This window comes from Bacillus cereus group sp. N12, from assembly GCF_016483575.1.
Taxonomy (GTDB): Bacteria; Bacillota; Bacilli; order Bacillales; family Bacillaceae_G; genus Bacillus_A; species Bacillus_A toyonensis.
The window spans coordinates 65,896-91,346 of sequence record NZ_JAEHBO010000005.1 but is presented as its reverse complement, the minus strand read 5'-3'; the positions used below and the strand labels follow the sequence as shown (position 1 = coordinate 91,346).

The window sequence follows — 25,451 nt, the reverse complement described above, 5'->3', positions numbered from 1 at the left end:
TTTGAAATAATTGTTTGAAAAGGTGGTATGAAATAGTGTTAAGTAGCAATAAAGTCTTTTAAAATATAAAAAAGTTTAAAGATTCTTCTTTAACTAAACGGCAGTTTAGTTTTAATACAATATTTGTTTTATCATTTACCCAAAGTGATAGAAGGTCAAAGAAAAGGCAGTAATAAAGAAGTGCCATTCCTAATGTGGACTGGCACTTGGTAAGGTGCAAAATTCATTATTTGATTTCGGTTGAGGAATTTGATTCATCTATTTTTCCTGTACTTTATTATGATTCCTTAGGCAGCCTTTTCTGTTTTAAATACCCATTGTTGGAGAGGTGGTTGATAATACGGTATCATCCACCCTAAAATTTTGCCGATAAAATAGGCGGCAATTAGTGTGCCGATTCCGATTGAGCCTAATGATTGAATGAAAATTATACAGATTGCACCAGCCACACAAATATTTATTAAATCGCTCAAAATCTTTGCTTTACCGAATTTTAAATTAAATTTTTCACTAATTGCATAAGTTAATGCATCATACGGCATTAATGGTAGTTTCGCTGTTGTATAGCCCATTAAACCGACCGCTATAACAAATAAACTAACAATCAAATATACACTTCGAGCAAGGAGAGTTTCAGGTGCAGGGAAAAGTTGGACAAGGAAGAGCGTTGCATCCATGAAAAAACCAAATAAAAACGAAATAATGAATTGACTCACAAATTCATTTAACTCCATTCGTTTACTTAATATTACTTGAATAATAATGTATAAAACATTTGCAAGCGCCATTGTCACACCAATCGATAAACCAATCGTTAGCGTACTTGCATATGCTAATGATGACACAGGCGATACACCAAATCCTGCTTGAATCGACATGCTAATGCCAATCGACATAAAAAACAACCCGAGCACGTATAAGAAGATGCGCTTCAAGGTTCTGTTCCAATGATTCATAGTATCTCTCACTTTCTAGTTAATATTATTAATATAAAGACTATAGCTATAGAATTAAATATAACGCCAAATTCGACATATGAAAAATATATATATGATAAACTAATCATATCAAAAAACATATGATGGAGAGATACAATGGATTTCAGGCAATTATATTACTTTAAAGAAATTGTGAAGCAAGGAAGCATTTCTAAAGCAGCAGAAGTGCTCCATATCGCGCAGCCCCCGCTTAGCCAATTATTAAAAAAGCTTGAAACTGATCTTGGCACAACTTTAATTCATCGATATCGTCAAAAATGGGAGCTTACAGCAACAGGTGAAATACTATACCAATATGCCAATCAAATGTTAATGCAAATTCAAGATGTAAAGCAGCAAATTCAAGAAATTGAACAAGGTATAGGCGGAACAGTAAATATCGGTGTATCGTCTACATGTTCGAATATGCTCATTGACTATGTTAGTACGTTTAGAACACAATACCCTAATGTCAAAATAAAAATAGTAACTGGAAATTCAGAAGAATTATTAAAAAAACTAGAACAAAGAGAAATTGATGTTGCCTTACTTTTACGATTGGGCAATAGTGAACAATATGAGATGAAAATATTAAAAAAACAACCAACCGCTGTGATTATTCCATCAAGTTGGGCAACATCGTTTTCATCACAGCATGTGACGATTGAACAGATTGCCCAGTTCCCATTCATTATGCTAGGAGCAATGGAAGGACTCTCCTTCAATGAAGACCTTTTCAAGGTGTTTGATAAACATCAAGTCAAGCCAAATTTCATTATCGAGTGTAAAGATATAAGGATGGTTGTAGCACTTGTTAGTAGAGGACTAGGATTATCCGTTATTCCAAGAATGGATTACACATCATCATTTTTAGAACATACAACGCTTTTTGAATTGAAACAATTTGATTTTCATTTAGAACCTGTAATAGTAAAATTAAAAAATCAAAGAATTTCCAAAGTAGCATCTCAATTTTGGGAAATGGTTGATTAGGAGATATGAACAAAGCAAAAATAGCCTTCAATCAAGTAATAAAGACATCTTACGAAAAATTGAGCCGGGATAAAAAGTTCTTTACTTGAGGAAGTTTCAAAACTGACTGTAGCTTACACCGATGTTTATAAAAAGTTATAGAGCATTTCTTTGAATGAGGAATGCTTTTTGTTTTTGCTTGGAATAAAAATATACAACAAAAATATTATCTTAAATAATAAAAATTTATTGTAAAACGATAAAATTTATATTAAAATCAAAATCAGAATAAAAAAGCGAGTTGCTTTTTATGGAAAAGGTAACAACGTTGTTTTTTATTAGAGGAGGTAAAACTATGAACAGTCACAATTTGATTATTGAAAATATGGATAACCCTCATGAGTTGGAGAGAATGTATAGAAAAGACCCGAAAGCTTTTAAAAAGTCATTCTCACAAGCATGGGAACAAAATCCGAATTCTCAGGTTCTGGGTATTTGGTATGAAAGATTACATTTCAAGGAGAAGGGAAATACAAGAAAGCCCTCCTTGATTCAAAAGGGTTTCTTATTCATGGGCATGTTAGCTATTCTAGCCGGATTAAGCACCAGAATCATTTTCCACTTTGTCGAACAGGAAGCAATTGCTCCGATTAATCTGGCTTTTGGTATAATCCCCTTTATTGCTGCCTATTTTGTCTACAATAATACTCCGAAAAAAAGTATTATTTATTCTCTTGCAGCGTTGTTCCTAATTTCTGGGCTTTATCTTAATATGCTGCCATTAAATGATAAAGACAGTATTATCCTTGCTTATTTACACCTACCTATATTCTTATGGGTATTGGTAGGGATTGCGTTTACAGGAAATGAATATTCAAAAGGCAGTACAAGGTTAGCTTATATTAAATTTAATTTGGAATATAGTATTCTTTACGCCAGTATGGCAGTTAGCGGAATGATACTAGCAGTATTCACCATGCGGTTATTTAGTTTTGTTGACTTGGATATAGGAGAGTTCTATTTTAGTAATGTTGTTTTATTTGGTGCTGCCGCTCTCGCTATTGTGGCTGCATACTTAGTATCAATGAATCTTAAGTTTGCTAAAAATATTACCCCCTATATAGCTAAAATTTTTAGTCCGCTTGTCCTGATCACCTTGTTGATCTATCTTATAACGGTTATATGGGTTGGGAAAAATCCATTTTTGGACCGCAATTTCTTGATGGTCTTCAACGGAATACTTCTTGTTGTATTGGCTGTTACTATATTTTCCATTGTTGAGAGCGACTCAGATGAGAAAAAGAACATTTCAGATTATATAAATTTTGTCTTAATTGTTCTTGCGCTTATTATTGACAGTGTGGCTTTGTCAGCTATCGTGTTCAGACTTTCTTCCTATGGTATTACGCCTAATAGACTCGCTGTTTTAGGAGTAAATATACTGATTTGGGCAAATCTAATTTGGATTATGCTCTCTTATATGCGTTTTCTACAAAATAAATCCGGACCTTTACCTATCCAAGATGCCGTTACGAAGTATTTGCCAATCTACGGACTTTGGTCAGCGTTCGTTATATTTACTTTTCCTATCATTTTTAATTAAAGAGGATCTGTTAATGTAACGAAAAGTCAATCTTATATAACGTATAAAATTTTTAGAGCCGATAATTCAATTTTGCATGTATATAATTTCTCGACAATAAAAAACGTCCCAAAGTGGGACGCTTTTTATTATGCGTATTGCCGTTTTTTCTTAATAAGTAACAACACTTGTGAAACAAAAGCAAGTACTGGTAACTCAATTAACGGTCCAATAACGAGTGCAAGTGCGATAAGAGGCTCGTCTGGAAAAGCAGTCACAGCAATAGCGAGCGCAACAGGCGAGTTTCTTGCTAATGTTGTTAAGCTTAAACTTACTGTATCTTTATAAGATAAATGCAGGATACGCCCGATAAATTGTCCTAGTAAAAAATTAATGATGAAGAACAATAGAACAGGAATGAGTAATAATAACACAACATTCATATTTTGAAGTAAATATTTACCTTGTGATGCAAACATCGCTACAATTGCTAAACTTAAAAATACAATTTGAGCAGAGCTGAAAAACGGAATGATTTTATTCTCGAGTGTTTCAGCTTTTTTCATTTTATTCATAATGAATTTTGTAGCATGTGCAAGTAAAAATGGTAAGACGATAACGATTACGATACTTTCTATTAGAATAGAAGCCGCTACAGTCTTCATTACACCGGCAAATAAAAATAAATAAACGGGTAGCAATAATACTTGTAAAATTAAATTTACAGGCAAAATCGCTGTGGAAAGCGCTACGTTTCCTTTCGCTATTTCAGTGAATATTAAGTACCAATCTGTACATGGAGTAACCATTAACATTATAAACCCAACCCAAAGTGCTGGGTGATCTGAAAGAAATAATGCACCTAATCCCCAGGCGAGGAAAGGCGTCCATAAAAAATTAATGGTAAGGCTTGTTCCGGCAAATTTTAAATTGCGAAATCCGTTTTTAATCTCTTTCAATGGGATGCTGAGGAATAATCCATATAGCATGAAAAATAAGAAGGGGACAATAAATTTGTCTGAATACATATGTATGATATTAAATTGTCCGAGTACAATGCCGCATGTAACAGCAAATAGAATAATAAAAGTTTGAATCTTTTCTATAGTGCTCATGAATAAATCCTTTCTAAATATGAATTTCCCTCTCTAAGTTAATTATACAAGTAATAAAGTAGTATTTGGTGTTTTATTATTATTTTCAATTCGAGACTTTATTTTTTGTTAAAAGTTACTTGACTAAAGTAAGTGACTATATTACAATCACTTACATAAGGTAATTAAATAACAAAAAGTTATAGATTCCTGAAATGAAGGTCTCTATTGGAACTTTTTCTTAGAATAAGAATTTTTATGATGATGAATAATGAATATGAAAAGAAAGATTAGGTGAAGAAAATGGGACTATTTAGCTCATTATTTGGTAAAAAAGAAGAAATTACGAAAGTAGAGGAGAATAAAACAATGTCAAAAGTATTATTTGTAAAAGCAAACGATCGTCCAGCGGAGCAAGCAATTAGTTCAAAAATGTATGAAACATTTGTAAGTACTTATAAAGAAGCGAACCCAAATACAGAAATTACAGAGTTAGATTTATTTGCATTAGATCTTCCTTATTACGGAAATATCGCAATTTCAGGTGGATATAAACGCAGTCAAGGAATGGAGTTAACAGCTGAAGAAGAGAAGGCTGTAGCAACAGTAGATCAATATTTAAATCAGTTTTTAGAAGTTGATAAAGTTGTATTTGCGTTCCCATTATGGAACTTCACAGTACCCGCACCATTAATCACGTATATTTCATACCTTTCTCAAGCTGGAAAAACGTTTAAATATACAGCAAATGGTCCGGAAGGTTTAGCTGGTGATAAGAAAGTAGTTGTACTAGGTGCTCGTGGTTCAGATTATTCTTCAGAGCAAATGGCTCCCATGGAAATGGCGGTTAATTATGTAACAACTGTACTTGGATTCTGGGGAATTACAAATCCAGAAACAGTGGTAATTGAAGGACACAATCAATATCCAGATCGCTCACAACAAATTGTTGAAGAAGGTTTAGAAAACGTTAAAAAAGTAGCTGCGAAATTTTAATTACTGATAGTAAATGGAAAAACCAACATGGATGACCATGTTGGTTTTTTAGTCTATATTCTATGTTAAAAAATGTATATTCATAAAATAAAAGAAAAGTTTGAAAATAGTATTGCAAAATATTATATAGCGAATTATAATGAGTTCAAGAATAGTTGATACTTAAATTAAATATTCAGAAAATTCAATTAGTTAAAATTGGAAAATGAGATAAGGAAATTTGAATGGGGGTTATATTATGGCGAATAAAGTACCGTTTTCGTTCATAGTAGTTATTGGATTAATGTTATTTGCACTATTTTTTGGAGCCGGAAATTTAATTTTCCCAGCTATGCTAGGTCAATCGGCAGGAGAGAATGTATGGATTGCTAACGCTGGATTTTTAGTAACAGGTGTTGGATTACCATTACTAGGTGTACTAGCATTTGGTTTTTCGGGTAAAGATGATTTACAGTCATTAGCAAGTCGTGCTCACCCAGTATTCGGGATTGTGTTTACAACAGTTTTATACTTAGCAATCGGTCCGTTATTTGCAATACCAAGAACGGGTAATGTTTCTTATGAAATTGGTCTTAAGCCTTTTATGCCAGAAGGATTAGGTTCTACACCTTTAATTCTTTTCACAATTATATTCTTTAGCATCACTTGTTTTTTTTCGCTAAATCCTGCGAAAATTGTCGATATTGTTGGAAAAATATTAACGCCAATTAAATTGACATTCATCGGTATTTTAGTAATCGTTGCTTTTATTCATCCAATTGGAGATATGCAAGCACCAGTGGAAGGGTATACATCACATGCATTCTTTAAAGGATTCCAAGAAGGATACTTAACAATGGACACGCTTGCATCATTCGTATTCGGAATCATCATCATTAATGCAATTAAAGAAAAAGGTGCGAAAACGAAAACACAGATTATGGTCGTTTGTGCAAAAGCGACAATCATTGCAGCATCTATTTTAGCAATTATTTATACAGCACTTTCTTATATGGGAGCTTCAAGTGTTGCGAAGCTTGGACATTTAGAGAACGGCGGAGAAGTATTAGCGAAAGTTTCTAATTACTATTTCGGATCATATGGTGGAGTATTATTAGGATTAATGATTACAGTTGCTTGTTTGACAACTAGTGTGGGACTTGTATCAGCATGTTCTTCATTCTTCCATAAGTTATTCCCAAATATTCCTTATAAAGCAATTGCAATTACGCTATGTGTATTTAGTGCAATTGTTGCAAACGTAGGATTAACACAATTAATCGCAGTTTCTGTTCCAGTATTAACAGCAATTTATCCACTAGCAATCGTATTGATTTTCTTAACATTCTTCCATTCATTATTCAAAGGAAGAGCTGAAGTTTATCAAGTGAGCTTAATCGTAACATTTATCATCAGCTTATTCGATGGATTAAGTGCAGCTGGAGTTAACATTGAAGTAGTAAGCCAAGTGTTCACTAAATTCCTTCCGATGCAGGAAGTAGGATTAGGCTGGATCTTCCCAGCGATTATCGGTGGATTTATCGGATATGGCATTAGCGTTTTAAAAGTGAAAAACCAAGTTCAACCAGCAACTAGAGCGGATAAGAAAATAGGTTAAATAAAAAAAGTTATAGAACTTGTTTCTATAGCTTTTTTTGTTACTATTAATAATGAGAAAAAATAAAGTAGTAGGGGAAATAAAATGAAAAAAACAATTGATCATATCGGAATCGCAGTTCGTGATATAGATAGTACGATACGTTTTTATGAACAGGTTCTATCAGGGAAATTAATAGATCGTTACGTAAGTGAAGCACCAGGTGTGGAAAGTGAAGTTGCTATTATAGAAGTGGATGGAGATAGAATTGAACTACTTGCACCGACGAATAATACGACGTCGCCAATAGCACGCTTTATAAAACAAAAAGGGAAAGGTGTTCACCACGTTGCGTATCGTGTCGATGATTTAGATGTGGCTTTAGAAGAATTAAAAGAACAAGGTATTCGAACATTAGAGCATACACTTCGAATGAATAAACATGGTAGACGATTAATTTACCTGAACTCAGCGGATACAGAAGGAACGATTATTGAGTATTGTGATTATCCGGAAGAGAAATAGAAGAAGGATATTTTTTAAAAGGTGTTACGTTATTACGTAACACCTTTTAATTTATCTCGCTATTTGTAGGAGTCTTACTGCCCGTAAAAGCTCTATTGGTGAGGGCTAATTAAAGTTTCACTTTATGTATTTCACATTTTCTTCACAAATGATTCACGAGAACTTTTCTTCTTAAGGAACTTACATAAATATATTTTATGATATAATTACAATCGACTTTAAAAATATAAGTTGTTTTAATTAGGGTAGTTACTATTATATTAGTAGTTTAAAGGCGGGGAGAAAGTAAGTATTATATAGCATGGAAATTTATACTTAATCAGGTTAATATTTCGTCAGAAAATCAAACTAGGAAGTATAAAGTAATGAAAGTGTAGCGATGAAGAAGAAAGAAGTGAAATGAGTGTGAAAGTAATGAGAAGGTTAGGGGCATGGCTAGTAATAGCATGTGTGCTTATTATATTGATACCAAAAAGCGCGTCTGCTCATGCATATGTTGTGAAATCAAATCCTGTTGAAAATGAAACGTTGAAGAAAGCACCAACTGTCGTGAAAATCGAATTTGATGAGGATATACAAGTTTCACATTTTAATACATTGTTTGTAAGAGATACCTCAGGTAAAAGAGTAGATTTAAAGGATGCTCATATTGATAAAAGAAACAAAAAACTATTAGAGGCAGGGGTAAAAGAGAATCTTAAAGACGGTCTCTATTCTATTCAATGGAAAGCTATTTCAGCTGATGGACATCCAATTCAAGGAGTTATTCCGTTCCAGATTGGGTTAGCCGAAGCGGGAGCAGATGATGTACAAGTAGAAGAGATGGGGTATGTCCCGCAAATCGATATGATTATGGAACGCGGGGTTCTATATACAAGTTTCTCACTATTTTTAGGAGTTCTATTCTTTAATCTTATTATATATAAAGGGGATGCAATAGAAGTTCACTCAAGGAGTAAGAGAATAATATGGATATCATTAATAGGTATATTCATTAGCTTACTATGCAATCTACCATTGCAAGCGAAAATAAATGCTGATGTTTCGTGGTTAGAAGCATTTGATCCACTATTATTAAAAGAAACATTGCAACTATCTGTTTTTGGTTATGTATGGATCACTCAAATGGCTCTTATTAGTGTGCTTATCATTGTTACTTATTTTGCGTTGAAGCGTGAGAAACTTTCATCGTTTAAAGTATGGAGCATTCCAATATTACTTTTTATTGGGTTACTCGTTATGAAAGCCTTTAATAGTCACGCATTTGGTTTGAAGTTTAAAGACATTGCTGTCGTTATGGACTTTCTACATTTATTCGCAGCTTCGTTATGGGTTGGCGGTCTATCATCGATTATTCTTCTTTTACGTAAAGAGGATGACAAGTGGACGAAGTATTGGGATGCAATTAAGCGTTTTTCACCATGGGCAACAGGTGCTGTCATAGTCATTGTATTAACGGGTCTTTTTAACAGTACATTTTTTATTCCCACGATTCATTCCCTATTTGATACGAAGTATGGATTAGCATTATTAGCAAAGATACTTTTATTCGTTTTCATGGGGATATTGGGAATTATTCATTATGTGAAAGGGAAAATGCGAGCCCGACAAGGATTAGGCGCTACGCTGAAAGTAGAGTTGATCATTGGAATTATCGTTTTCATAATCGTAGCTTTTATGACAAACGTACAAACACCGCCGATGCCTCCTACTGGACCTTTTACAGAGAGTAAACAATTAGATAATGGATATGAACTTACTTTACATGTAAGCCCTAATAAGGTAGGACAGAATACATTTCATATTACTTTGAAGGATGAGAATGGACAGCCTGTTACTAATATGGAACAAATTGTATTGACGACTCAATCGTTAGATATGAATATGGGTAAAGGTTCATTTAAAGTTTCAGCAATTTCACCGGGAGAATATGAAGCGGAAGGTATGTATATTAACATGACAGGAAATTGGAATATACAAGTTCATGGGTTAACAAAATCTCTTGATAGCTTCGATACGGATTATAAATTTATTGTAGGTGGCAGATAAAGAGAAGGTATAGATAAAAAGGAGCTAATAGAAAATGAAACGTATAAAAAAATTAGGAACAACAATGATCGCAACAATAATTGCAATGGGAATTTTTTCGTTACCTGTAAGTGCGCACGTCACTGTGAAGCCAGCAACTTCGGATGTTAACTCTTGGGAGACTTACACGATAAAAGTACCAGTTGAAAAGAATGTAGCAACGACAAAAGTTACATTGAAAATACCGTCCGGCGTTGAGTTTCAACAGTATGAACCAGTGCCAGGGTGGAAAGTGGAAGAGCAAAAAGATAATGCTGGAAAAGTGAAAACTGTAGTATGGGAAGCAACAGGAGAAGGGATTTTATCTGGTCAGTTCCAACGATTTACTTTCGTCGCTAAAAACCCAGATAAAGAACAAAAGATAGCCTGGGATGCGTATCAACAATATAAAGACGGAGAAATTGTTGAATGGACAGGCGATGAGAAAGCTGAAAAACCGCATTCAGTTACTACAATTGCAAAAGGTACGTCCTTAACTGGAGAACATGGAGAAGTATCTAGTGTGGTAAAAAATGAAGGTACAAGTAATATGCAAGCAATAGCAATTGTGTTATCAGTTTTAGCGATTGTATCTTCGGTAGGTACGTTTGTTTTTGTAGTACGTCGTAAAAAGTAAGGTATAAGAAAGAGCCTACAAATAGTAGGCTCTTTTTCACGTTTATTTATTTCACTTCAACCTGCTGCCTTACAGTAAGTGTTTTCGGCTTTATATTTACAAAGCAAATACTCACGACAATAAATAATAGACCGATAAACAAGCTCATTGTAATGGCCTCATGTAAGAAAATTGAACTTACAATAATAGCGATAAGAGGGATAAGGAACGTATAAGCTCCAACTTTACTTGCTTCACCAGCTCCAACAAGTGTGAAGTAAGCGAGCCATCCCATTGCAATAACAAAGAACGAAATAAAGAGTAGCACACTAACAAATGGCATACTCCAAGCGATACTAGACCAGCTTTCAAACTCTGATCCAAATCCGACTAAGCAAAGACCTCCAATAATAAGCTGAAGTGTTACCATCCAAATAGCATTAACGCGGTGCCCGGTTTTTTTAATAAATACTGTACCTAGTGCCCATCCAATCGCACAACCTAATGCGAGAAGGATTCCAATGATAGAAATATGGCCGGTTAAGCTACTAGAGCTAATAACCCCCACGCCAATAAATCCTAGAATTAAACCGAAAATTTTTAAGCCATACATTGATTCTTCAAGCCATATCCACGAGAAAATGCCGAGTAAAACAGGCTGTAGAAATACAATTGCGGAAAATAATCCAGCGGGCATGTATTGAAGACCGATAGTTTGTAGTCCGTAAAAGATAATGATGTTAAGTAAAGAAGAAATAACGTATAAATGCCAAGTTTCTTTTAAATGTAGCGCTTTGTATTTCGGTAATGCGAAAATAAGTAAAATGAATCCCCCAATTAAAGTTCTAACGCCTGCAAATAAAACAGGTGGTGTATAATGCAAGGCAAATTTAGATAAAGGCCAATTAATTCCCCACATAATAACGAGAAAAGTAAGGATTATGGCCGTTTTTGTTCGAGAAAGCTGTGTCACGGTAAGACCTCCTTGTTGTATTTCATTTCACTATGATATGATATCGACTGTGATAAATAAAATGAATCTTTTTTATAAGGGGTATAAGTGATTAGTTATGACCATTACACAACTACAAGTTTTGATTAAAACGGTTGAATTAGGTAGTTTTACGAAAGCAGCAAAAGCACTTAATATGACACAGCCTGCTGTCAGTCATGCCATTTCAAGTATTGAGTCAGAATTAGATATTACGATTCTTATACGTGATAAGAGAGAAGGTTTAATTGTTACTGACGTAGGAGAGAGAATTCTTGTTCATATTAGAGAAATATTGAATGGAATTGAGAAAATTGAGCAAGAAGTTGCGATGGAGAAAGGACACGAAGTTGGGACGATTCGAATTGGGAGTTTTCCGAGCGCTTCTGCACATTTCTTACCCAAAATGATAAACCTTTTTAAGGAGAAGTATCCGAACTTAGAAGTCGTTCTTTGTGAAGGAACGATTAAAGAAGTTGAAGATTGGTTAGTATCGAGGGTTATTGATATAGGAATTGTTATTTTGCCTAATAAAGATATGGAGATTGTTCCATTAGCGAAGGGGAAAATGGTTGTTATCTTAAGAGAGGATCATCCTCTCTGTAAGAAGGACGCTATTACAATTAGTGATTTAGAGAATGAACCGATCATATTATGTAAGGGTGGATACGAACCACCCATTATTGATATGTTTAAACAAGCAAACGTACCACTTCGGGCTGAGTATGTAATTTCGACAGTTACTACAGCTTTAAATATGATTCAAGAAGGATTAGGCATTGCAATATTGGCTGAATTATCTTTAACGAATTTACCAAAAAATGTGCAAACGAGAGAATTGGAACCACAAGTATGGAGAGAAATTGCTTTAGCTGCTCCTTCATTAAAGGATTCTTCAATCGCTGTGCAGCTATTTATTGAAGAATTTCAAGCGCTATTTGCAGAATAAAAAGAGGTGTCTCATATATCATAATGGGACACTTTTTAATTTACTTATAAAAAATCTGTGAAAAGGATTGACTTATTTTTTAGTTGTAACTATAATGATTACATCGAGGTGGTGATGACGATGAAAATTAGTAGCCGCTTTTCTATAGCTGTTCATATTTTATCTATTTTGAAAAACAATCCATCTTCACTTTGTACTTCAGACTATATGGCTGAAAGTGTAAATACAAATCCGGTAGTAATCCGTAAAATTATGTCGTACTTGAAACAAGCTGGATTTGTTTACGTAAATCGCGGGCCAGGTGGTGCGGGATTATTAAAGGATTTACATGAAATCACATTGTTAGATGTGTATCATGCAGTGAACGTAGTCGAAGAAGACAAGCTATTTCATATTCACGAGCAACCGAATCCAGATTGTCCAATTGGGGCGAATATTCAAGTGGTGTTAGAAGTTATATTAATTCAAGCACAATCCGCGATGGAAGAAGTTTTGAAAAATATTTCGATGGGGCAGTTGTTTGAATCTTTACAAGAGAAAATGAATGCTTAAAATATTATCTATATTTTTTTATTATCGATGTAACTATATTGATTACAACTATAAAGGTAAGGTGTAAAAATTATGACTGTAAAAATGAAAGTATACTCAGACTTTATATGTCCGTTTTGTTTTTTAGCAAAAGGTCCATTAGATGAGGTAGTGAAAGAGAAAGATGTAGAGATTGAATGGATGCCATTTGAATTACGTCCAAGTCCATATTCAAAAATAGACCCATGGAATGAGCCAGAAAAATTAGGTTCATGGGATGCTTTCATTCTTCCGACAGCGAAGAAGTTAGGAATTGATATGCGTTTGCCACGTGTTTCCCCACATCCATATACGCATTTAGCTTTCGAAGGATGTCAATTTGCGAAAGAACGTGGACTAGGTAATGAGTATCATCACCGCGTATTCACAGCATTTTTCCAAGAAGAGCAAAACATTGAAGATATTGATGTGTTAACAAAATTAGCGGTAGAAGTAGGACTTCCTGAGGCGGAATTTAAAGATGCTTTAGTAACTCGTAAATATAAAGAAAAGCATCAAGAAGCAATTCAGCACGCATATGATGAAGCGAATATTATGGCTGTTCCAACTGTCATGATTGGGGATGAAGTCATTCAAGGGCTTGCTAGTAAAGAAACACTAGAAAGGGTCATTGATAAAGAAATTGAAAAGGATAAAACAAATTCATTTGAAGGTGTGCAATGTAATACCGATGGATATTGCTAATTCGATTGTTATGAAATAACAAAATAAATAATAAAACAAATATTTGGAGGAATTAAAATGTCAGCAACTACAACAAATTTAAAAGAAGCAATCGTGAACCGTCGTTCAATTCGTAAAGTAACAAAAAACGATGCGATTACGAAAGAAAGAATTGAAGAAGTGTTAAAAACAGCTTTACACGCACCAACATCTTTTAATATGCAAAGTGGCCGTATGGTTGTATTAATGGATGGAGAGCATGAAAAGTTTTGGGATATCGTAAAAGAAACGCTTAGATCACGCGTACCAGCAGAAAACTTTGAAGCGACTGTAGAAAGACTAAAAGGTTTCCATACAGGTGTAGGTACAGTTTTATTCTTTGAAGACCAAGCAACTGTAGAAAAAATGCAAGAAAATGCACCGTTATATAAAGATCAATTCCCATTCTGGTCTCATCAAGGTAATGCAATGTTACAACATACTGTGTGGATGCTATTATCTGATGAAGGAATTGGCGCATCACTGCAACATTACAACCCAATCGTAGATGCTGAAGTAAAAGAAACTTGGAACATTCCAGCAGAGTGGAGCTTAGTAGGTCAAATGCCATTTGGTGAACCAAATGAACAGCCAGCAGAAAGAACATTCTTACCTACTGAAGATGTAGTGAAATTTTATTAAGAAATACAATATGTAACGAGAAGGAAGCTGTGCTTAGAAACAGCTTCCTTTTTTGTATTAGTGTTAATTTATAAGCATTTAGGGAAGGAATATAACAAATAGTCAGGTGAGAAAGGAAGTAGGAAAATGAATGACGAGAAAAAATATACAGTGGTAGGTACTGATGTCGAGGAAGTAAAACGTTTAAATAAAAATTCAGGATTAACGTATAATCAAGTGAAAGAAATGTTAGCGAAGCAAATGCAAAAAAAGAAGTGATTAGATTGAAATCATTCATTTTTTCATTTAACATTTTGATTGGAGAGAGTTAAGTAAAAGATAACTCTCTTTTTTATATAACTGAGCAACTGTAAGAGTGGAGGAAGCAACATGAAAAAGTGGGTAAAGATAACGTTGTCTATCGCCGGAGGTATTGTCCTATTGGTATGTGCCGGTGGATATTACGTGTATAAAAATTATTTTCCAAAGGAACCAGAGCGTATTGTATATGATAAAGACAGAGTGTTAAAGCCGATACATAAGCAGCTTAAAGGAATCAACATAGATAATGTAAAGATAAAAGAAAAAGCAGTTGTAAATGCAACTGTGGATGAACTTCAAAATATGGTCGATGATGGAAAATTATCATATGAAGAATTAACGAGTATTTATCTCTTTAGAATACAAGAACATGACCAAAATGGAATATCATTAAATGCTGTTACAGAGATTAATCCAAATGCAATAGAGCAAGCACGAAAGTTAGATAAAGAGAGGTCGTTAAATAAAAAATCGAACTTATACGGCATTCCTGTCATCGTAAAAGATAATGTACAAACTGCAAAAGTGATGCCGACAAGCGCAGGCACTTTTGTATTAAAAGATTGGGTTGCAGATGAAGATGCGACGATTGTGAAGAAGTTGAAAGAAGAGGGGGCATTTGTTTTAGGTAAAGCAAATATGTCTGAATGGGCGAATTATTTATCTTTTACAATGCCAAGTGGATATAGCGGGAAGAAAGGGCAAAATTTAAATCCGTACGGTCCAATTACATTTGATACATCAGGATCGAGTTCGGGGTCTGCTACAGTGGTTGCGGCAGATTTTGCACCGCTTGCAATTGGGACAGAAACGACGGGGTCTATTGTCGCACCAGCGACGCAGCAATCTGTAGTTGGGTTACGTCCATCGTTAGGTATGGTTAGCAGAGCTGGCATTATCCCATTAGCTGAAGCACTTGATACTGCAGGGCCAATGGCAAGAACGGTAAAAGACGCGGCAACGTTATTTAATACAATGGTAGGTTATGATGAAAAAGATGCTATGACAGAAAAAATGAAAGATAGAGATAGAATAGATTATACGAATGATTTATCAATAGATGGATTAAAAGGAAAAAAGATAGGGATTCTTTTTTCTGTAGATCAACAAGATGAAAATAGAAAAGCAGTAGCAGAAAAGATTAGAAAAGACATTCAAGATGCCGGTGCGATATTGACTGATGATATTCAGTTAAGTAGCGAGGGTGTAGATAATCTGCAAACATTAGAATATGAGTTCAAACATAATGTTAACGACTATCTTTCGAAGCAAAAAAATGTGCCTGTAAAATCGTTAGAAGAGATTATAGCGTTTAATAAAAAAGATAGTAAAAGAAGAATGAAATATGGACAAACATTAATTGAGGGCTCTGAAAAATCTGCTATAACGAAAGATGAATTTGAAAAAGTAGTTCAAACGAGTCAAGAAAATGCAAGGAAAGAGCTAGATAGATATTTAGTAGAAAAAGGATTGGACGCTTTAGTCATGATTAATAACGATGAAGTTCTTTTATCAGCTGTAGCTGGTTATCCTGAATTAGCGGTACCAGCAGGTTATGATAAAAATGGAGAGCCAGTAGGTGTTGTATTTGTCGGGAGGCAGTTTGGTGAAAAAGAACTTTTCAATATTGGATATGCGTATGAACAACAGTCTAAAAATAGACGTTCTCCTAAAATATAGAATTTAAAAATAGTTTTTAGGAAAGGATTAGATTAAAAATCAGACATTAAAAAAGAAAAAAAGGATTCTTCCAAATTAGTAAGAAAGATTGTCTATAGAAGTTCATAAAATGTAATAGTATTACAATGAATACGTTCGTTTTGTAATATATCAAATTTCCATCCATAGAAGGGGGAGGTTAAATCTTAATGAATGAAGTGAAAAATTTTTTTCGAAGTAGAGGGTTTCAACGGTTTATCGTTTTAATAATATTAGCGTTTGTATTATATGGATTAAAAAGTATGATCAATTTAATATTAATTACGTTTATACTGACATTTTTAATGGATCGGTTTCAACGTTTTATTTCAAAGAAATTGAAAGTGAATCGAAAAATTGTTATCGCATGTTTGTATATAATATTAGTTTCCTTTATCGGCACGACATTGTATAAATATTTGCCTGTGCTAACGATACAAATTTCACAATTGATTTATCAATTTAAACTGTTTTTTCAAAATCCACCGGATAATGAGATCATTAAATATGCACTTTCGACAATTAATGGAATGGAAGTATCAAAATATATAGAACAAGGTGTAGACGTCATCTATCAATCGATAGCGAATATAGGAAAGGTGAGTTTACAAATATTATTGTCTTTAATATTAAGCTTATTTTTCTTATTAGAAAAAGAGCGTATTATTACATTTACTTCTAAGTTTAAAGAGAGTAAGCTAAAGATTTTTTATGAGGAGATTGCATATTTTGGTGAAAGGTTTGCAAGGTCGTTCGGTAAAGTAATTGAAGCACAATTTTTAATTGCAGTTGTAAATTGTATCCTGACTGTCATTGCATTAATCGTTTTAGGATTTCCACAGCTTCTCGTATTAGCTGTTATGATTTTCTTATTAGGGTTGATTCCTGTTGCCGGCGTAATCATTTCACTGTTTCCACTTTGTATCATTGCCTATAACGTAGGTGGGGTTATGTACGTTTTGTACATACTAGTGTTCATTACAGTGATTCACGCTCTTGAAAGTTATTTTTTAAATCCAAAATTTATGTCTGCAAAAACGAATTTGCCTGTCTTTTATACATTTATGATTCTCATCTTTTCAGAGCATTTCCTCGGAATATGGGGGCTTATTATCGGGATACCGATCTTTATCTTTTTATTAGATGTACTTGACGTAAATAATGATAAATTGATTAAAAGCAATAAGTGATAGAAATAACCGATGTTGTCTTTTTGAAAACATCGGTTATTTCTTATTTTTTTTTTGAGGAGGTAGTTTTATAAATTTATTTGCAATTAAAGCTATAATAACAGCAGTAAAAATAAGGACCGCGATTATGCCAATCCCCATACCTGCCCATCCTCCTATAAGGAACATACTTATCGGTATTGCTAATAAGCTTAAAATAATAAGGATCAACCCGAGATTCTTATCATATTTTTTAGTTGGAAATAGCGTTCTGATGATTAAAAAGAGAAAAAGTATTAATGACGCTACAGCTAGTAAGAGGATGACAATTGTCCAAGAATCATCCATAAAATCACTCCTTTCTATTATGGATCATATTACGGTTTAGATTGAGGATGAACAATAAAAATATAAAAAAGCAATCCAATATGAATTGGATTGCTTTTTTGAATGAAATATACGATTAAAGAACGGGAGCCATTGTTTCTTTCAACACTTGAACAGAGTGATCGAATTTTAATTCTTCGTCTTCACTTAATTCTACTTCTAAAATTTCACGAACACCGCCGCGATTTAAAACAGCAGGTACGCCGATATAAACATCTTTTTGACCGTATTGACCTTCTAAGTATGCTGAAACTGTTAATACGCTATTTTCGTCGTTTAAAATAGCTTTTGTAACACGCAGAAGTGACATACCAATACCATAATAAGTTGCACCTTTGCGCTCAATAATATGGTAGGCTGCATCACGAACATTTATGAAAATTTTGTCTAAATCTTCTTGTGTGTATGTGTTGTCTTTATCAAGAAGCGTTTGTAGTTTTTGAATACCAACTGATACGTGACTCCATACTGGAAGTTCTGTATCGCCATGTTCTCCGATAATATAAGCATGAATGTTGTGTGGACCAATGTCGAAGTACTCACCTAACATATAGCGGAAACGAGCAGAGTCAAGCGTTGTACCAGAACCGATTACTCGTTCTTTTGGTAAACCAGATTCTTTCCAAGTAACGTACGTTAAAATATCTACAGGGTTTGTTGCGATTAAGAAGATGCCATCAAATCCGCTATCCATAATACTGCGAACGATTTGTTTAAAGATTTTAGCGTTTTTCTCAACTAAATCTAAACGTGTTTCACCTGGCTTTTGTGGTAATCCAGCTGTAATGACTACAAGATCAGCATCTTTACAATCTTCGTAGCTGCCTTTCCATACTCTAGTTGGAGCTGGTGCAAATGGAACAGCGTGACTTAAATCCATTGCTTCTCCTTCAGCTTTTGCTTCATTTACATCAACTAAAACAAATTCTTCAGCTACAGCTTGGTTAATCATGCAGTAAGCATAGCTACATCCAACTGCACCTGTTCCTACTAATACAACACGGTTAATACCTTTTTTCATTTCACAATTCCTCGCAATTTCATTGATTTTATTATGTAAGATAATACGTCCTACTTCTATAGATTCATATCTAGTTTATTACATTTTATAAAAGATATTCAAGTATTTGAAAATGTATCCGTTCAAATTTGCGAACAAAACATAGGAATTCAGTTAACTGAATATAATTCAGTAAAATCCTTTTTAAAAGGGGAAATGGTATGGGGAATCCATTATCGATGGAACAAATGCTTCAAATTGTTCATGAAGGGCTTGCCAAAACGAATAACCCCAAACAAATTACAGTTGCCGGTGCAGGGATTTCTGGATTAGTTGCAGGTTCTTTATTAAAAGAGGCTGGACATGAAGTAACGATTATAGAAGCAAATAATAGAATAGGTGGCAGGGTGTATACGATTCGTGAACCGTTTAGTGCGGGTTTATACTTTAATGCAGGACCGATGAGAATTCCTGATACGCATGAGTTAACTTTAGCGTATATTCGTAAATTTAAACTACCGTTAAACCTTTTTATAAATAAAACTTTTGCAGATATCATTTATACGAATCATATTCAAACGAGATTGAATGTGTTTGAAAATGATCCAAGTATACTTGAATATCCGGTTTTGGATAAAGAAAGAGGAAAAACGGCAGAAGAGCTAATGCTTGAGGTATTAGAACCAATACTAAATTATATTAAGAAGGATCCTAATAAAAACTGGTTTATCGTTGAAAAAAAGTATAAAACGTATTCGCTTGGTTCATTTTTAATGGAGTATTATTCGGATGGAGCAATAGATATGATTGGTGTACTTCTTGATATGGAAGCATATATGGGAATGTCTTTAATTGAAGTATTACGGGAAATGATTTTTTTTACTTCAACGGCGAAATATTACGAGATAACGGGCGGGATGGATGCATTACCAAATGCATTTTTGCCACAGCTAAAGGATAATATTTTTATGTCCTATAAAGTAGAAAAAATAATACAAGAAGATAATAAAGTGATGCTGCAAGTAAACCATGAACAAACGTTAGATCCATTTACAATAACAAGTGATATTGCTATTATCACAATTCCGTTTTCGGCGTTACGATTTGTAGAAGTTCAGCCATTTCATTTATTCACTTATTTTAAAAGACGAGCAATTCGTGAATTAAATTATATTGCTGCAACTAAAATTGCGATAGAGTTCAAAAGTAGATTTTGGGAAAGAGTCGGGCAGTATGGTGGGAAATCTATTACGGATTTACCGATACGTTTTACATATTATCCGAGCTATGGCATTCAGTCACCAGGGGCAGCTATCGTTATAGCAAGTTATACGTGGGCGGATGAGGCTTTAACATGGGATAGTCTCCCGCATAGAGAGCGTATTCGTTACGCATTGAAAAATTTAGCGCAAATATATGGGAATGTAGTCTATAGTGAGTTTATAACAGGGGAATCTTTTAGCTGGAGTAAGAATACGTATTCTTGCGGAGCATTTACAGCTTTTGAACCAGGCCAAGAGCTAGAATTATTTCCTTATATTGCGTCGCCGGCTGGAAACGTACACTTTGCAGGAGAACATACAACGTTGACACATGGGTGGATGCAGGGAGCGATTGAGTCTGGAATTAGAGTTGCTCATGAAGTAAATGAAAAGTGAAGATAGAAGATATATTTACAAATTGTTATTCTTTTAATAAAATGATAAATATAAATCGTAATTATTACGCTTTGAATACGTTTGAAATAAAGAAATGGATGGTTGATCAAATGAATAAAGTGGAAATTCATATATTAGGTGGTTTTTTAGGTAGTGGAAAATCAACATTATTACAAAATTTATTAGTAGCGGAGAAGAAGAAGAATAGAAAAGTTGCTGTTTTAATGAATGAAATTGGTGAATACTCAGTAGATACAGATATTATTGGTAAAGAGAATGTGTTAAGAGAATTACTAAAAGGATGTATTTGTTGTACGTTAAAGGAAGAACTTGAAATACAATTGCATTCATTATATCAGCAAGAAAGACCAGATGTAATTTACATAGAAACAACAGGCGTCGCACATCCAATTGAAGTATTAGATGCATGTGTATCACCAATTTTAGCACCTTTCTTAGAAGTGAAATCAATTGTAGTCGTTTTAGATGCAGTAAGATGGTTAAATCGAAGTATATTAAGTGCAAATGTGCAACAGTTACTGCATGAGCAAATGAAATTTAGTAGTCACCTTCTTATTAATAAATCAGATTTACTAACAGAAGAAGATAAGAACAAAGTACTTGAAGAAGTGAAAGCAATAAATAATCATGCGAAATTGTTTGAAACAAAATATTGTAATATATCTTTAGATGATATAGAAGAAGCTGAATTTGTGAGTGCTGGGGAACACGAGACACTTCATGTTAAACAGCATTTACATATACAAACGATGACGTATCAATTTACGAAATCGATTGATCAAGACAAATTATATGAATGGCTTTCGAATTTACCAGATAGTATTTATCGAGTGAAAGGTTTTGTGAAATTCCATGGAGATAAATACCCTCATCTATTCCAATATTCGTTTGGCGTACCAACTTTACTGGAGCAAGATTTTGGTTTCCCGACAAACTTGGTAGTAATCGGGGAAGGGCTAGATAAGAAACAATTGGTTGAAGGGTTAGAAAGGGTAGAAAATAATTAAGTGCTTTTTATGTAGGCTGCAATAATTAACTTAAGTTAATTATTGCAGCTTTTTTTCGTGATGAATACTGTAATGAAACAGTATTTTCAATTGGATAACGGAATATATATTGATTGTATGTCCGTTTCCATTTAATAGGAAGGTGATTATAGATTTGTGCCGAATGTAGAGGATACTACAACAGTTTTCCATTATCTATCTTATAGTTTAAAAGTCATGATTACGGGCAGGGGAATTTGGCGTGTTTGATTCTATCAGAAAGTAAAGTATGGGGAGGATCACAATGTCGATGAAAAAACGTAAGTGGCTAAAAACAATGTTTACTGGTTGTGTTTTAGGTTCGTTATTAATAACGGCAGCTTGTTCAGGAAAGAAAACAAGTACAGAGGATGAAAAAACGATTAAGGTAGGGGTTCTTGCATCATTAACAGGTCCATTAGAATCGTATGGAAAGCAAACAGTGAACGGATTTGAATTAGGGTTAGACTATGCAACTGGTGGAACAGGGAAAGTGGAAGGGAAAAAAATTAAGTTTGTAGTAGAAGATACAGAAACGAAAGCCGATGTAGCGGTAAAGAAAGCTACGAAATTATTAGAAGAAGAGAAAGTTGATTTCTTAGTCGGATCGTCTAGTTCAAGTGATACGTTAGCGGTTTTACCACTTGCTGAAGAATATGAAAAAATTATGGTTGTAGAACCGGCAGTTGCTGATAGTATTACCGGGAAGAACTGGAATAAATATATTTTTAGAACTGGAAGAAGTTCCTCACAAGATGCGATTGCAGGAGCAGCAGCAATTGCGAAAAAAGATGTAAAGATTGCGACGTTTGCTCCAGATAACGCTTTTGGTCGTGAAGGGATTGCGGCATTTAAAGCGGGTGCGAAAAAATTAGGAGCAAACATTGTAAACGAGCAATACGCTGACACGAATTCAACAGATTTTACGGCAAATATTCAAAATATCATTAGCTCAAAACCAGATTACTTATTTATCGTTTGGGCAGGGGCAAATTCACCTTGGAAACAGTTGAAAGATATGAATGTGGAAGCGCAAGGTATTAAAGTCTCTACTGGTGCACCGGATATACCAGCATTAAAAACGATGGATGCATTAGTAGGAATGCAAGGTTTTTCTGTTTATTATCATGCACTTCCAAAAAATAAGGTGAATGACTGGTTAGTTGAAGAACATAAAAAAAGATTTAATGGTGCAGTACCAGATTTATTTACAGCAGGAGGAATGTCAGCGGCAATTTCCATTGTGGAAGCATTAAAGAAATCAAATGGTGATACAGATGTAAATACATTGATTAAGAAAATGGAAGGAATGGAATTTGATACACCGAAAGGAAAGATGAAATTTAGAGAGAAAGACCACCAAGCGATGCAGACGCTATATTCTATCACGTTGAAAAAGCAAGATGGTGTTGATTATCCGGTACCAGTGTTAGAGCGAGAATTAACGATGAAAGAGACAGAACCACCAGTTCAAAATAAATAGACTGAATTTTCTGTTGTTTTTGTATAAAGAGGGGATACCCTCTTTATACGTATTTCTTTCATACTGAAAGCTTTAAAGGGAGGGATTTCGTGACACATTTGTTAGAGACGAAAAATCTTTGTGTATCTTTTGGTGAACATCATGTTATTAAAGATGTTAATTTAACGGTACAAAAGGGAAAGCTCATTTCAATTATTGGACCAAATGGTGCCGGCAAGACAACGTTATTTAACTTACTAAGTGGACAAATTTCTCCGACGAAAGGTGAAGTGTATTTTAAAGGAAAAGAGATTACAAAATTATCGATTTCAGACCGAACAAGATTAGGAATCGGGCGCTCTTTTCAGCTTACAAATATATTCCCAGAGTTAACGGTACTTGAAAATGTACGTTTAAGTGTTCAATCATTCGTTCAAGATTATTACAGTTTTTTCCCGAATGTAGCTAAGTTAAAGCAGCAAACTGGAGAGGCGAGACGTCTTTTAAAAACAGTGCTACTTCATGAGAAAGAGGGGGTATTAGCAAAAGATTTAGCTCACGGGGAAAAAAGAAAGTTAGAGCTTGCTATGTTATTAGCATTAAAGACAGATGTATTACTGCTTGATGAGCCAACTGCGGGTATTTCAGTTGAGGAAGTTCCGGCTATTTTACAAGTGATTGAAAATATTAAAAAACATCCAGAGAGCACAATCGTACTCATCGAACACAAAATGGATATGGTACTAGGTTTGTCGGACCATCTTATCGTTTTATTTCATGGCGAGTTATTAGCGGAAGGGTTACCAGAAGAAATGATGAAAGATGAGCGTGTACAAAGTGCTTATTTAGGGGGATTATATAGTGGCTCTATTACAAGTGAATAATATAGAGACGTATTTAGATCAGTTTCATATTTTACAAGGGGTATCACTCACTGTTGAGAAAGGGACGATTACTGTACTGTTTGGAAGAAACGGGGCGGGAAAAACAACAACGTTGCGATCGGTTATGGGATTTCATCGGATAGCAAATGGTGAGATTTATTATGATAGTACGCAGGTCAATGGATTATCTACACATTTAATTTCAAGAAAAGGAATAGGCTATGTACCAGAAAATCAAGGGATTTTTCATGATTTAACAGTAGAAGAGACGTTCGCACTTGCGAGTGGAAAAGGAGAAGAAGTTCACGAGAAAATAGATTGGATGCTCGAGCTATTTCCTGATTTAAAGCAGTTTTGGAATAAGAAAAGTGGGCTTTTAAGCGGGGGACAAAAACAAATGTTGGCTATTTCAAGAGCGTTTATTAATAGTGATGGACTATTGCTTATTGACGAGCCAAGTAAAGGGCTATCACCAATTATGATAGAAAAATTAATGGTAGCAATTTTGAAAATGAAGGAGAAAACGACTGTTTTACTTGTTGAACAAAATTTTATGATGGCTAGTCAAATCGGTGATTATTTTTACATTATGGATAATGGGCGTATTGTGCATAAAGGTTTTATGAATGAACTGCGAGAGGATAAAGAAACATGTCATAAATATTTAGGTATTTCTTAACATTGATACGGGGGGATAGAACGTGGATGTGTTAATTAACTTATTTGTAAACGGCGTTTCAACCGGGATGCTTATTTTTTTATTAGCATCAGGTCTTTCACTTATTTTCGGCCTAATGAGCGTTTTAAACTTTGCACATGGTGGTTTATTTGCATGGGGAGCTTTTACAGGCGTTTGGTTATTTAATATGACAGGTAGTTATGTGTTAGCGTTAGTTGGAGCGGTTGCTATGGGAATGTTGCTTGGTTTTATTTTAGAACGATTTCTTATTAGGCCAGTGTATGGAAACCATGTTCGCCAGCTACTCGTTACACTCGGAGGAATGCTCGTTCTTAGTGAGTGTATAAAAATATTTTGGGGACCGAATCCAATTAGTGCAAAGTTACCGATATGGTTACAAGGTAGCTATACATTTGGAGGGGTTATATTAATAAAATACCGGTTGTTCGTTATTTTAGTTGGGATACTAATTTACATTGCTCTACTATTACTACTCAAAAAAACAAAGATAGGTCTTATGATCCGCGCGGGTGTAATGGATAAGGAGATGGTTCAAGCACTCGGCATTAACGTGAAAGCTATATTTTCGTTCGTCTTTCTATTAGGAGCAGGAATGGCAGCGTTAGGTGGATTCTTATTTGCACCATATTCAGGCGTTGTTTTCGCCGAAATGGGTATGCAATATGCAATTTTAGCTTTCATTGTAGTAATAATTGGAGGGTTAGGTAGCGTCCAAGGTTCAGCTATCGCTTCTTTAATTGTCGGATTAGCCGGAGCTTTTACAGCATATTTCATGCCAGATTTATCACTTGCAATCAATATGTTAATGTTACTGTTTTTCTTAATAGTGAAGCCAACTGGACTTGTTGGTGAAAAGGGGTGAAATGG

General features: G+C 34.4%; 25 protein-coding genes. 20 read left to right on the top strand and 5 right to left on the bottom strand.

Translation table 11 applies throughout. From position 1 onward, the window contains the following. Nucleotides 1-287: 287 nt before the first annotated feature. Nucleotides 288-956 (bottom strand): YczE/YyaS/YitT family protein, encoded by a 669-nt coding sequence (locus tag JDS92_RS04600; protein ID WP_087970020.1) that lies wholly within the window; start codon nucleotides 954-956, stop codon nucleotides 288-290. Nucleotides 957-1,094: 138 nt separating this feature from the next. On the opposite strand from JDS92_RS04600, the gene JDS92_RS04595 reads away from it, so the two are divergent. Together JDS92_RS04595 and JDS92_RS04590 are read left to right on the top strand one after the other, a co-directional pair. Beyond that, entirely contained in the window at nucleotides 1,095-1,970 is an 876-nt protein-coding gene (locus JDS92_RS04595) for a LysR family transcriptional regulator (RefSeq protein WP_087970021.1), read from the top strand. Between the two features lie 334 nt (nucleotides 1,971-2,304). Next, complete coding sequence (locus JDS92_RS04590; RefSeq protein ID WP_087970022.1) at nucleotides 2,305-3,552, top strand: DUF4153 domain-containing protein; 1,248 nt, start codon at nucleotides 2,305-2,307, stop codon at nucleotides 3,550-3,552. Nucleotides 3,553-3,680: 128 nt separating this feature from the next. Here the strand turns inward: JDS92_RS04590 and JDS92_RS04585 are convergent, their stop codons facing one another. Further along, on the bottom strand, nucleotides 3,681-4,646 hold the full coding sequence (locus JDS92_RS04585; protein ID WP_199631563.1) for an arsenic resistance protein: 966 nt from the start codon (nucleotides 4,644-4,646) through the stop codon (nucleotides 3,681-3,683). 282 nt (nucleotides 4,647-4,928) lie between these two features. Here JDS92_RS04585 and JDS92_RS04580 point away from each other — a divergent pair, with 282 nt between their 5' ends. The 5 genes from JDS92_RS04580 (at nucleotide 4,929) to JDS92_RS04560 (ending at nucleotide 10,426) form a co-directional block, all read left to right on the top strand. Then, the gene (locus JDS92_RS04580; protein WP_199631562.1) at nucleotides 4,929-5,621 is read left to right on the top strand and encodes an FMN-dependent NADH-azoreductase; all 693 of its coding nucleotides are present in this window, start codon (nucleotides 4,929-4,931) and stop codon (nucleotides 5,619-5,621) included. Between the two features lie 238 nt (nucleotides 5,622-5,859). Then, nucleotides 5,860-7,218 (top strand): branched-chain amino acid transport system II carrier protein, encoded by a 1,359-nt coding sequence (brnQ, locus tag JDS92_RS04575; protein WP_087970024.1) that lies wholly within the window; start codon nucleotides 5,860-5,862, stop codon nucleotides 7,216-7,218. An 84-nt stretch (nucleotides 7,219-7,302) separates the two neighbouring features. Beyond that, nucleotides 7,303-7,722, top strand: coding sequence for a VOC family protein (locus JDS92_RS04570; protein WP_199631561.1), 420 nt, complete (start codon nucleotides 7,303-7,305; stop codon nucleotides 7,720-7,722). A 399-nt stretch (nucleotides 7,723-8,121) separates the two neighbouring features. Continuing rightward, complete coding sequence (locus JDS92_RS04565; RefSeq protein ID WP_000114318.1) at nucleotides 8,122-9,771, top strand: copper resistance CopC/CopD family protein; 1,650 nt, start codon at nucleotides 8,122-8,124, stop codon at nucleotides 9,769-9,771. A 34-nt stretch (nucleotides 9,772-9,805) separates the two neighbouring features. Further along, nucleotides 9,806-10,426 (top strand): YcnI family copper-binding membrane protein, encoded by a 621-nt coding sequence (locus JDS92_RS04560; RefSeq protein WP_070173026.1) that lies wholly within the window; start codon nucleotides 9,806-9,808, stop codon nucleotides 10,424-10,426. Nucleotides 10,427-10,472: 46 nt separating this feature from the next. On the opposite strand, the gene JDS92_RS04555 is transcribed toward JDS92_RS04560, so the two are convergent. Continuing rightward, the gene (locus JDS92_RS04555; protein ID WP_097959109.1) at nucleotides 10,473-11,378 is read right to left on the bottom strand and encodes a DMT family transporter; all 906 of its coding nucleotides are present in this window, start codon (nucleotides 11,376-11,378) and stop codon (nucleotides 10,473-10,475) included. Nucleotides 11,379-11,475: 97 nt separating this feature from the next. Here JDS92_RS04555 and JDS92_RS04550 point away from each other — a divergent pair, with 97 nt between their 5' ends. The 7 genes from JDS92_RS04550 (at nucleotide 11,476) to JDS92_RS04525 (ending at nucleotide 17,468) form a co-directional block, all read left to right on the top strand. Next, nucleotides 11,476-12,345, top strand: a complete 870-nt coding sequence (locus tag JDS92_RS04550) for a LysR family transcriptional regulator (RefSeq protein WP_000156755.1) — start codon at nucleotides 11,476-11,478, stop codon at nucleotides 12,343-12,345. Nucleotides 12,346-12,465: 120 nt separating this feature from the next. Further along, on the top strand, nucleotides 12,466-12,897 hold the full coding sequence (locus JDS92_RS04545) for an Rrf2 family transcriptional regulator (RefSeq protein ID WP_087970027.1): 432 nt from the start codon (nucleotides 12,466-12,468) through the stop codon (nucleotides 12,895-12,897). 72 nt (nucleotides 12,898-12,969) lie between these two features. Then, nucleotides 12,970-13,620, top strand: a complete 651-nt coding sequence (locus tag JDS92_RS04540) for a DsbA family oxidoreductase (protein ID WP_000216688.1) — start codon at nucleotides 12,970-12,972, stop codon at nucleotides 13,618-13,620. Between the two features lie 57 nt (nucleotides 13,621-13,677). Continuing rightward, entirely contained in the window at nucleotides 13,678-14,280 is a 603-nt protein-coding gene (locus JDS92_RS04535; RefSeq protein ID WP_097959115.1) for a nitroreductase family protein, read from the top strand. A 126-nt stretch (nucleotides 14,281-14,406) separates the two neighbouring features. Beyond that, entirely contained in the window at nucleotides 14,407-14,538 is a 132-nt protein-coding gene (locus JDS92_RS31200; protein ID WP_000997344.1) for a hypothetical protein, read from the top strand. A gap of 111 nt (nucleotides 14,539-14,649) precedes the next feature. Next, nucleotides 14,650-16,260 carry an amidase family protein gene (locus JDS92_RS04530; RefSeq protein WP_199631560.1) on the top strand — a complete coding sequence of 537 codons (1,611 nt, stop codon included), beginning with the start codon at nucleotides 14,650-14,652 and terminating at the stop codon, nucleotides 16,258-16,260. Nucleotides 16,261-16,448: 188 nt separating this feature from the next. Beyond that, complete coding sequence (locus tag JDS92_RS04525) at nucleotides 16,449-17,468, top strand: AI-2E family transporter (RefSeq protein WP_001006567.1); 1,020 nt, start codon at nucleotides 16,449-16,451, stop codon at nucleotides 17,466-17,468. A gap of 36 nt (nucleotides 17,469-17,504) precedes the next feature. Here the strand turns inward: JDS92_RS04525 and JDS92_RS04520 are convergent, their stop codons facing one another. Together JDS92_RS04520 and JDS92_RS04515 are read right to left on the bottom strand one after the other, a co-directional pair. Next, nucleotides 17,505-17,795 (bottom strand): YesK family protein, encoded by a 291-nt coding sequence (locus JDS92_RS04520; RefSeq protein WP_199631559.1) that lies wholly within the window; start codon nucleotides 17,793-17,795, stop codon nucleotides 17,505-17,507. Nucleotides 17,796-17,910: 115 nt separating this feature from the next. Continuing rightward, nucleotides 17,911-18,855, bottom strand: coding sequence for an L-lactate dehydrogenase (locus tag JDS92_RS04515; RefSeq protein ID WP_000715319.1), 945 nt, complete (start codon nucleotides 18,853-18,855; stop codon nucleotides 17,911-17,913). Nucleotides 18,856-19,055: 200 nt separating this feature from the next. Here JDS92_RS04515 and JDS92_RS04510 point away from each other — a divergent pair, with 200 nt between their 5' ends. The 6 genes from JDS92_RS04510 (at nucleotide 19,056) to JDS92_RS04485 (ending at nucleotide 25,446) form a co-directional block, all read left to right on the top strand. Then, nucleotides 19,056-20,492, top strand: a complete 1,437-nt coding sequence (locus JDS92_RS04510; RefSeq protein ID WP_000528020.1) for a flavin monoamine oxidase family protein — start codon at nucleotides 19,056-19,058, stop codon at nucleotides 20,490-20,492. Nucleotides 20,493-20,602: 110 nt separating this feature from the next. Beyond that, complete coding sequence (locus tag JDS92_RS04505; RefSeq protein ID WP_087970031.1) at nucleotides 20,603-21,520, top strand: CobW family GTP-binding protein; 918 nt, start codon at nucleotides 20,603-20,605, stop codon at nucleotides 21,518-21,520. A gap of 283 nt (nucleotides 21,521-21,803) precedes the next feature. Then, complete coding sequence (locus JDS92_RS04500; RefSeq protein WP_087970032.1) at nucleotides 21,804-23,021, top strand: substrate-binding domain-containing protein; 1,218 nt, start codon at nucleotides 21,804-21,806, stop codon at nucleotides 23,019-23,021. An 89-nt stretch (nucleotides 23,022-23,110) separates the two neighbouring features. Beyond that, nucleotides 23,111-23,884, top strand: a complete 774-nt coding sequence (locus JDS92_RS04495; RefSeq protein ID WP_098911508.1) for an ABC transporter ATP-binding protein — start codon at nucleotides 23,111-23,113, stop codon at nucleotides 23,882-23,884. Then, a complete protein-coding gene (locus JDS92_RS04490) occupies nucleotides 23,862-24,563 on the top strand; it encodes a branched-chain amino acid ABC transporter ATP-binding protein (protein WP_001196711.1) in 702 nt (233 codons plus the stop codon). The genes JDS92_RS04495 and JDS92_RS04490 overlap by 23 nt, the downstream gene beginning before the upstream one ends. Before the next feature lie 22 nt (nucleotides 24,564-24,585). Then, nucleotides 24,586-25,446, top strand: coding sequence for a branched-chain amino acid ABC transporter permease (locus JDS92_RS04485; RefSeq protein WP_000382809.1), 861 nt, complete (start codon nucleotides 24,586-24,588; stop codon nucleotides 25,444-25,446). Nucleotides 25,447-25,451: the final 5 nt, after the last annotated feature.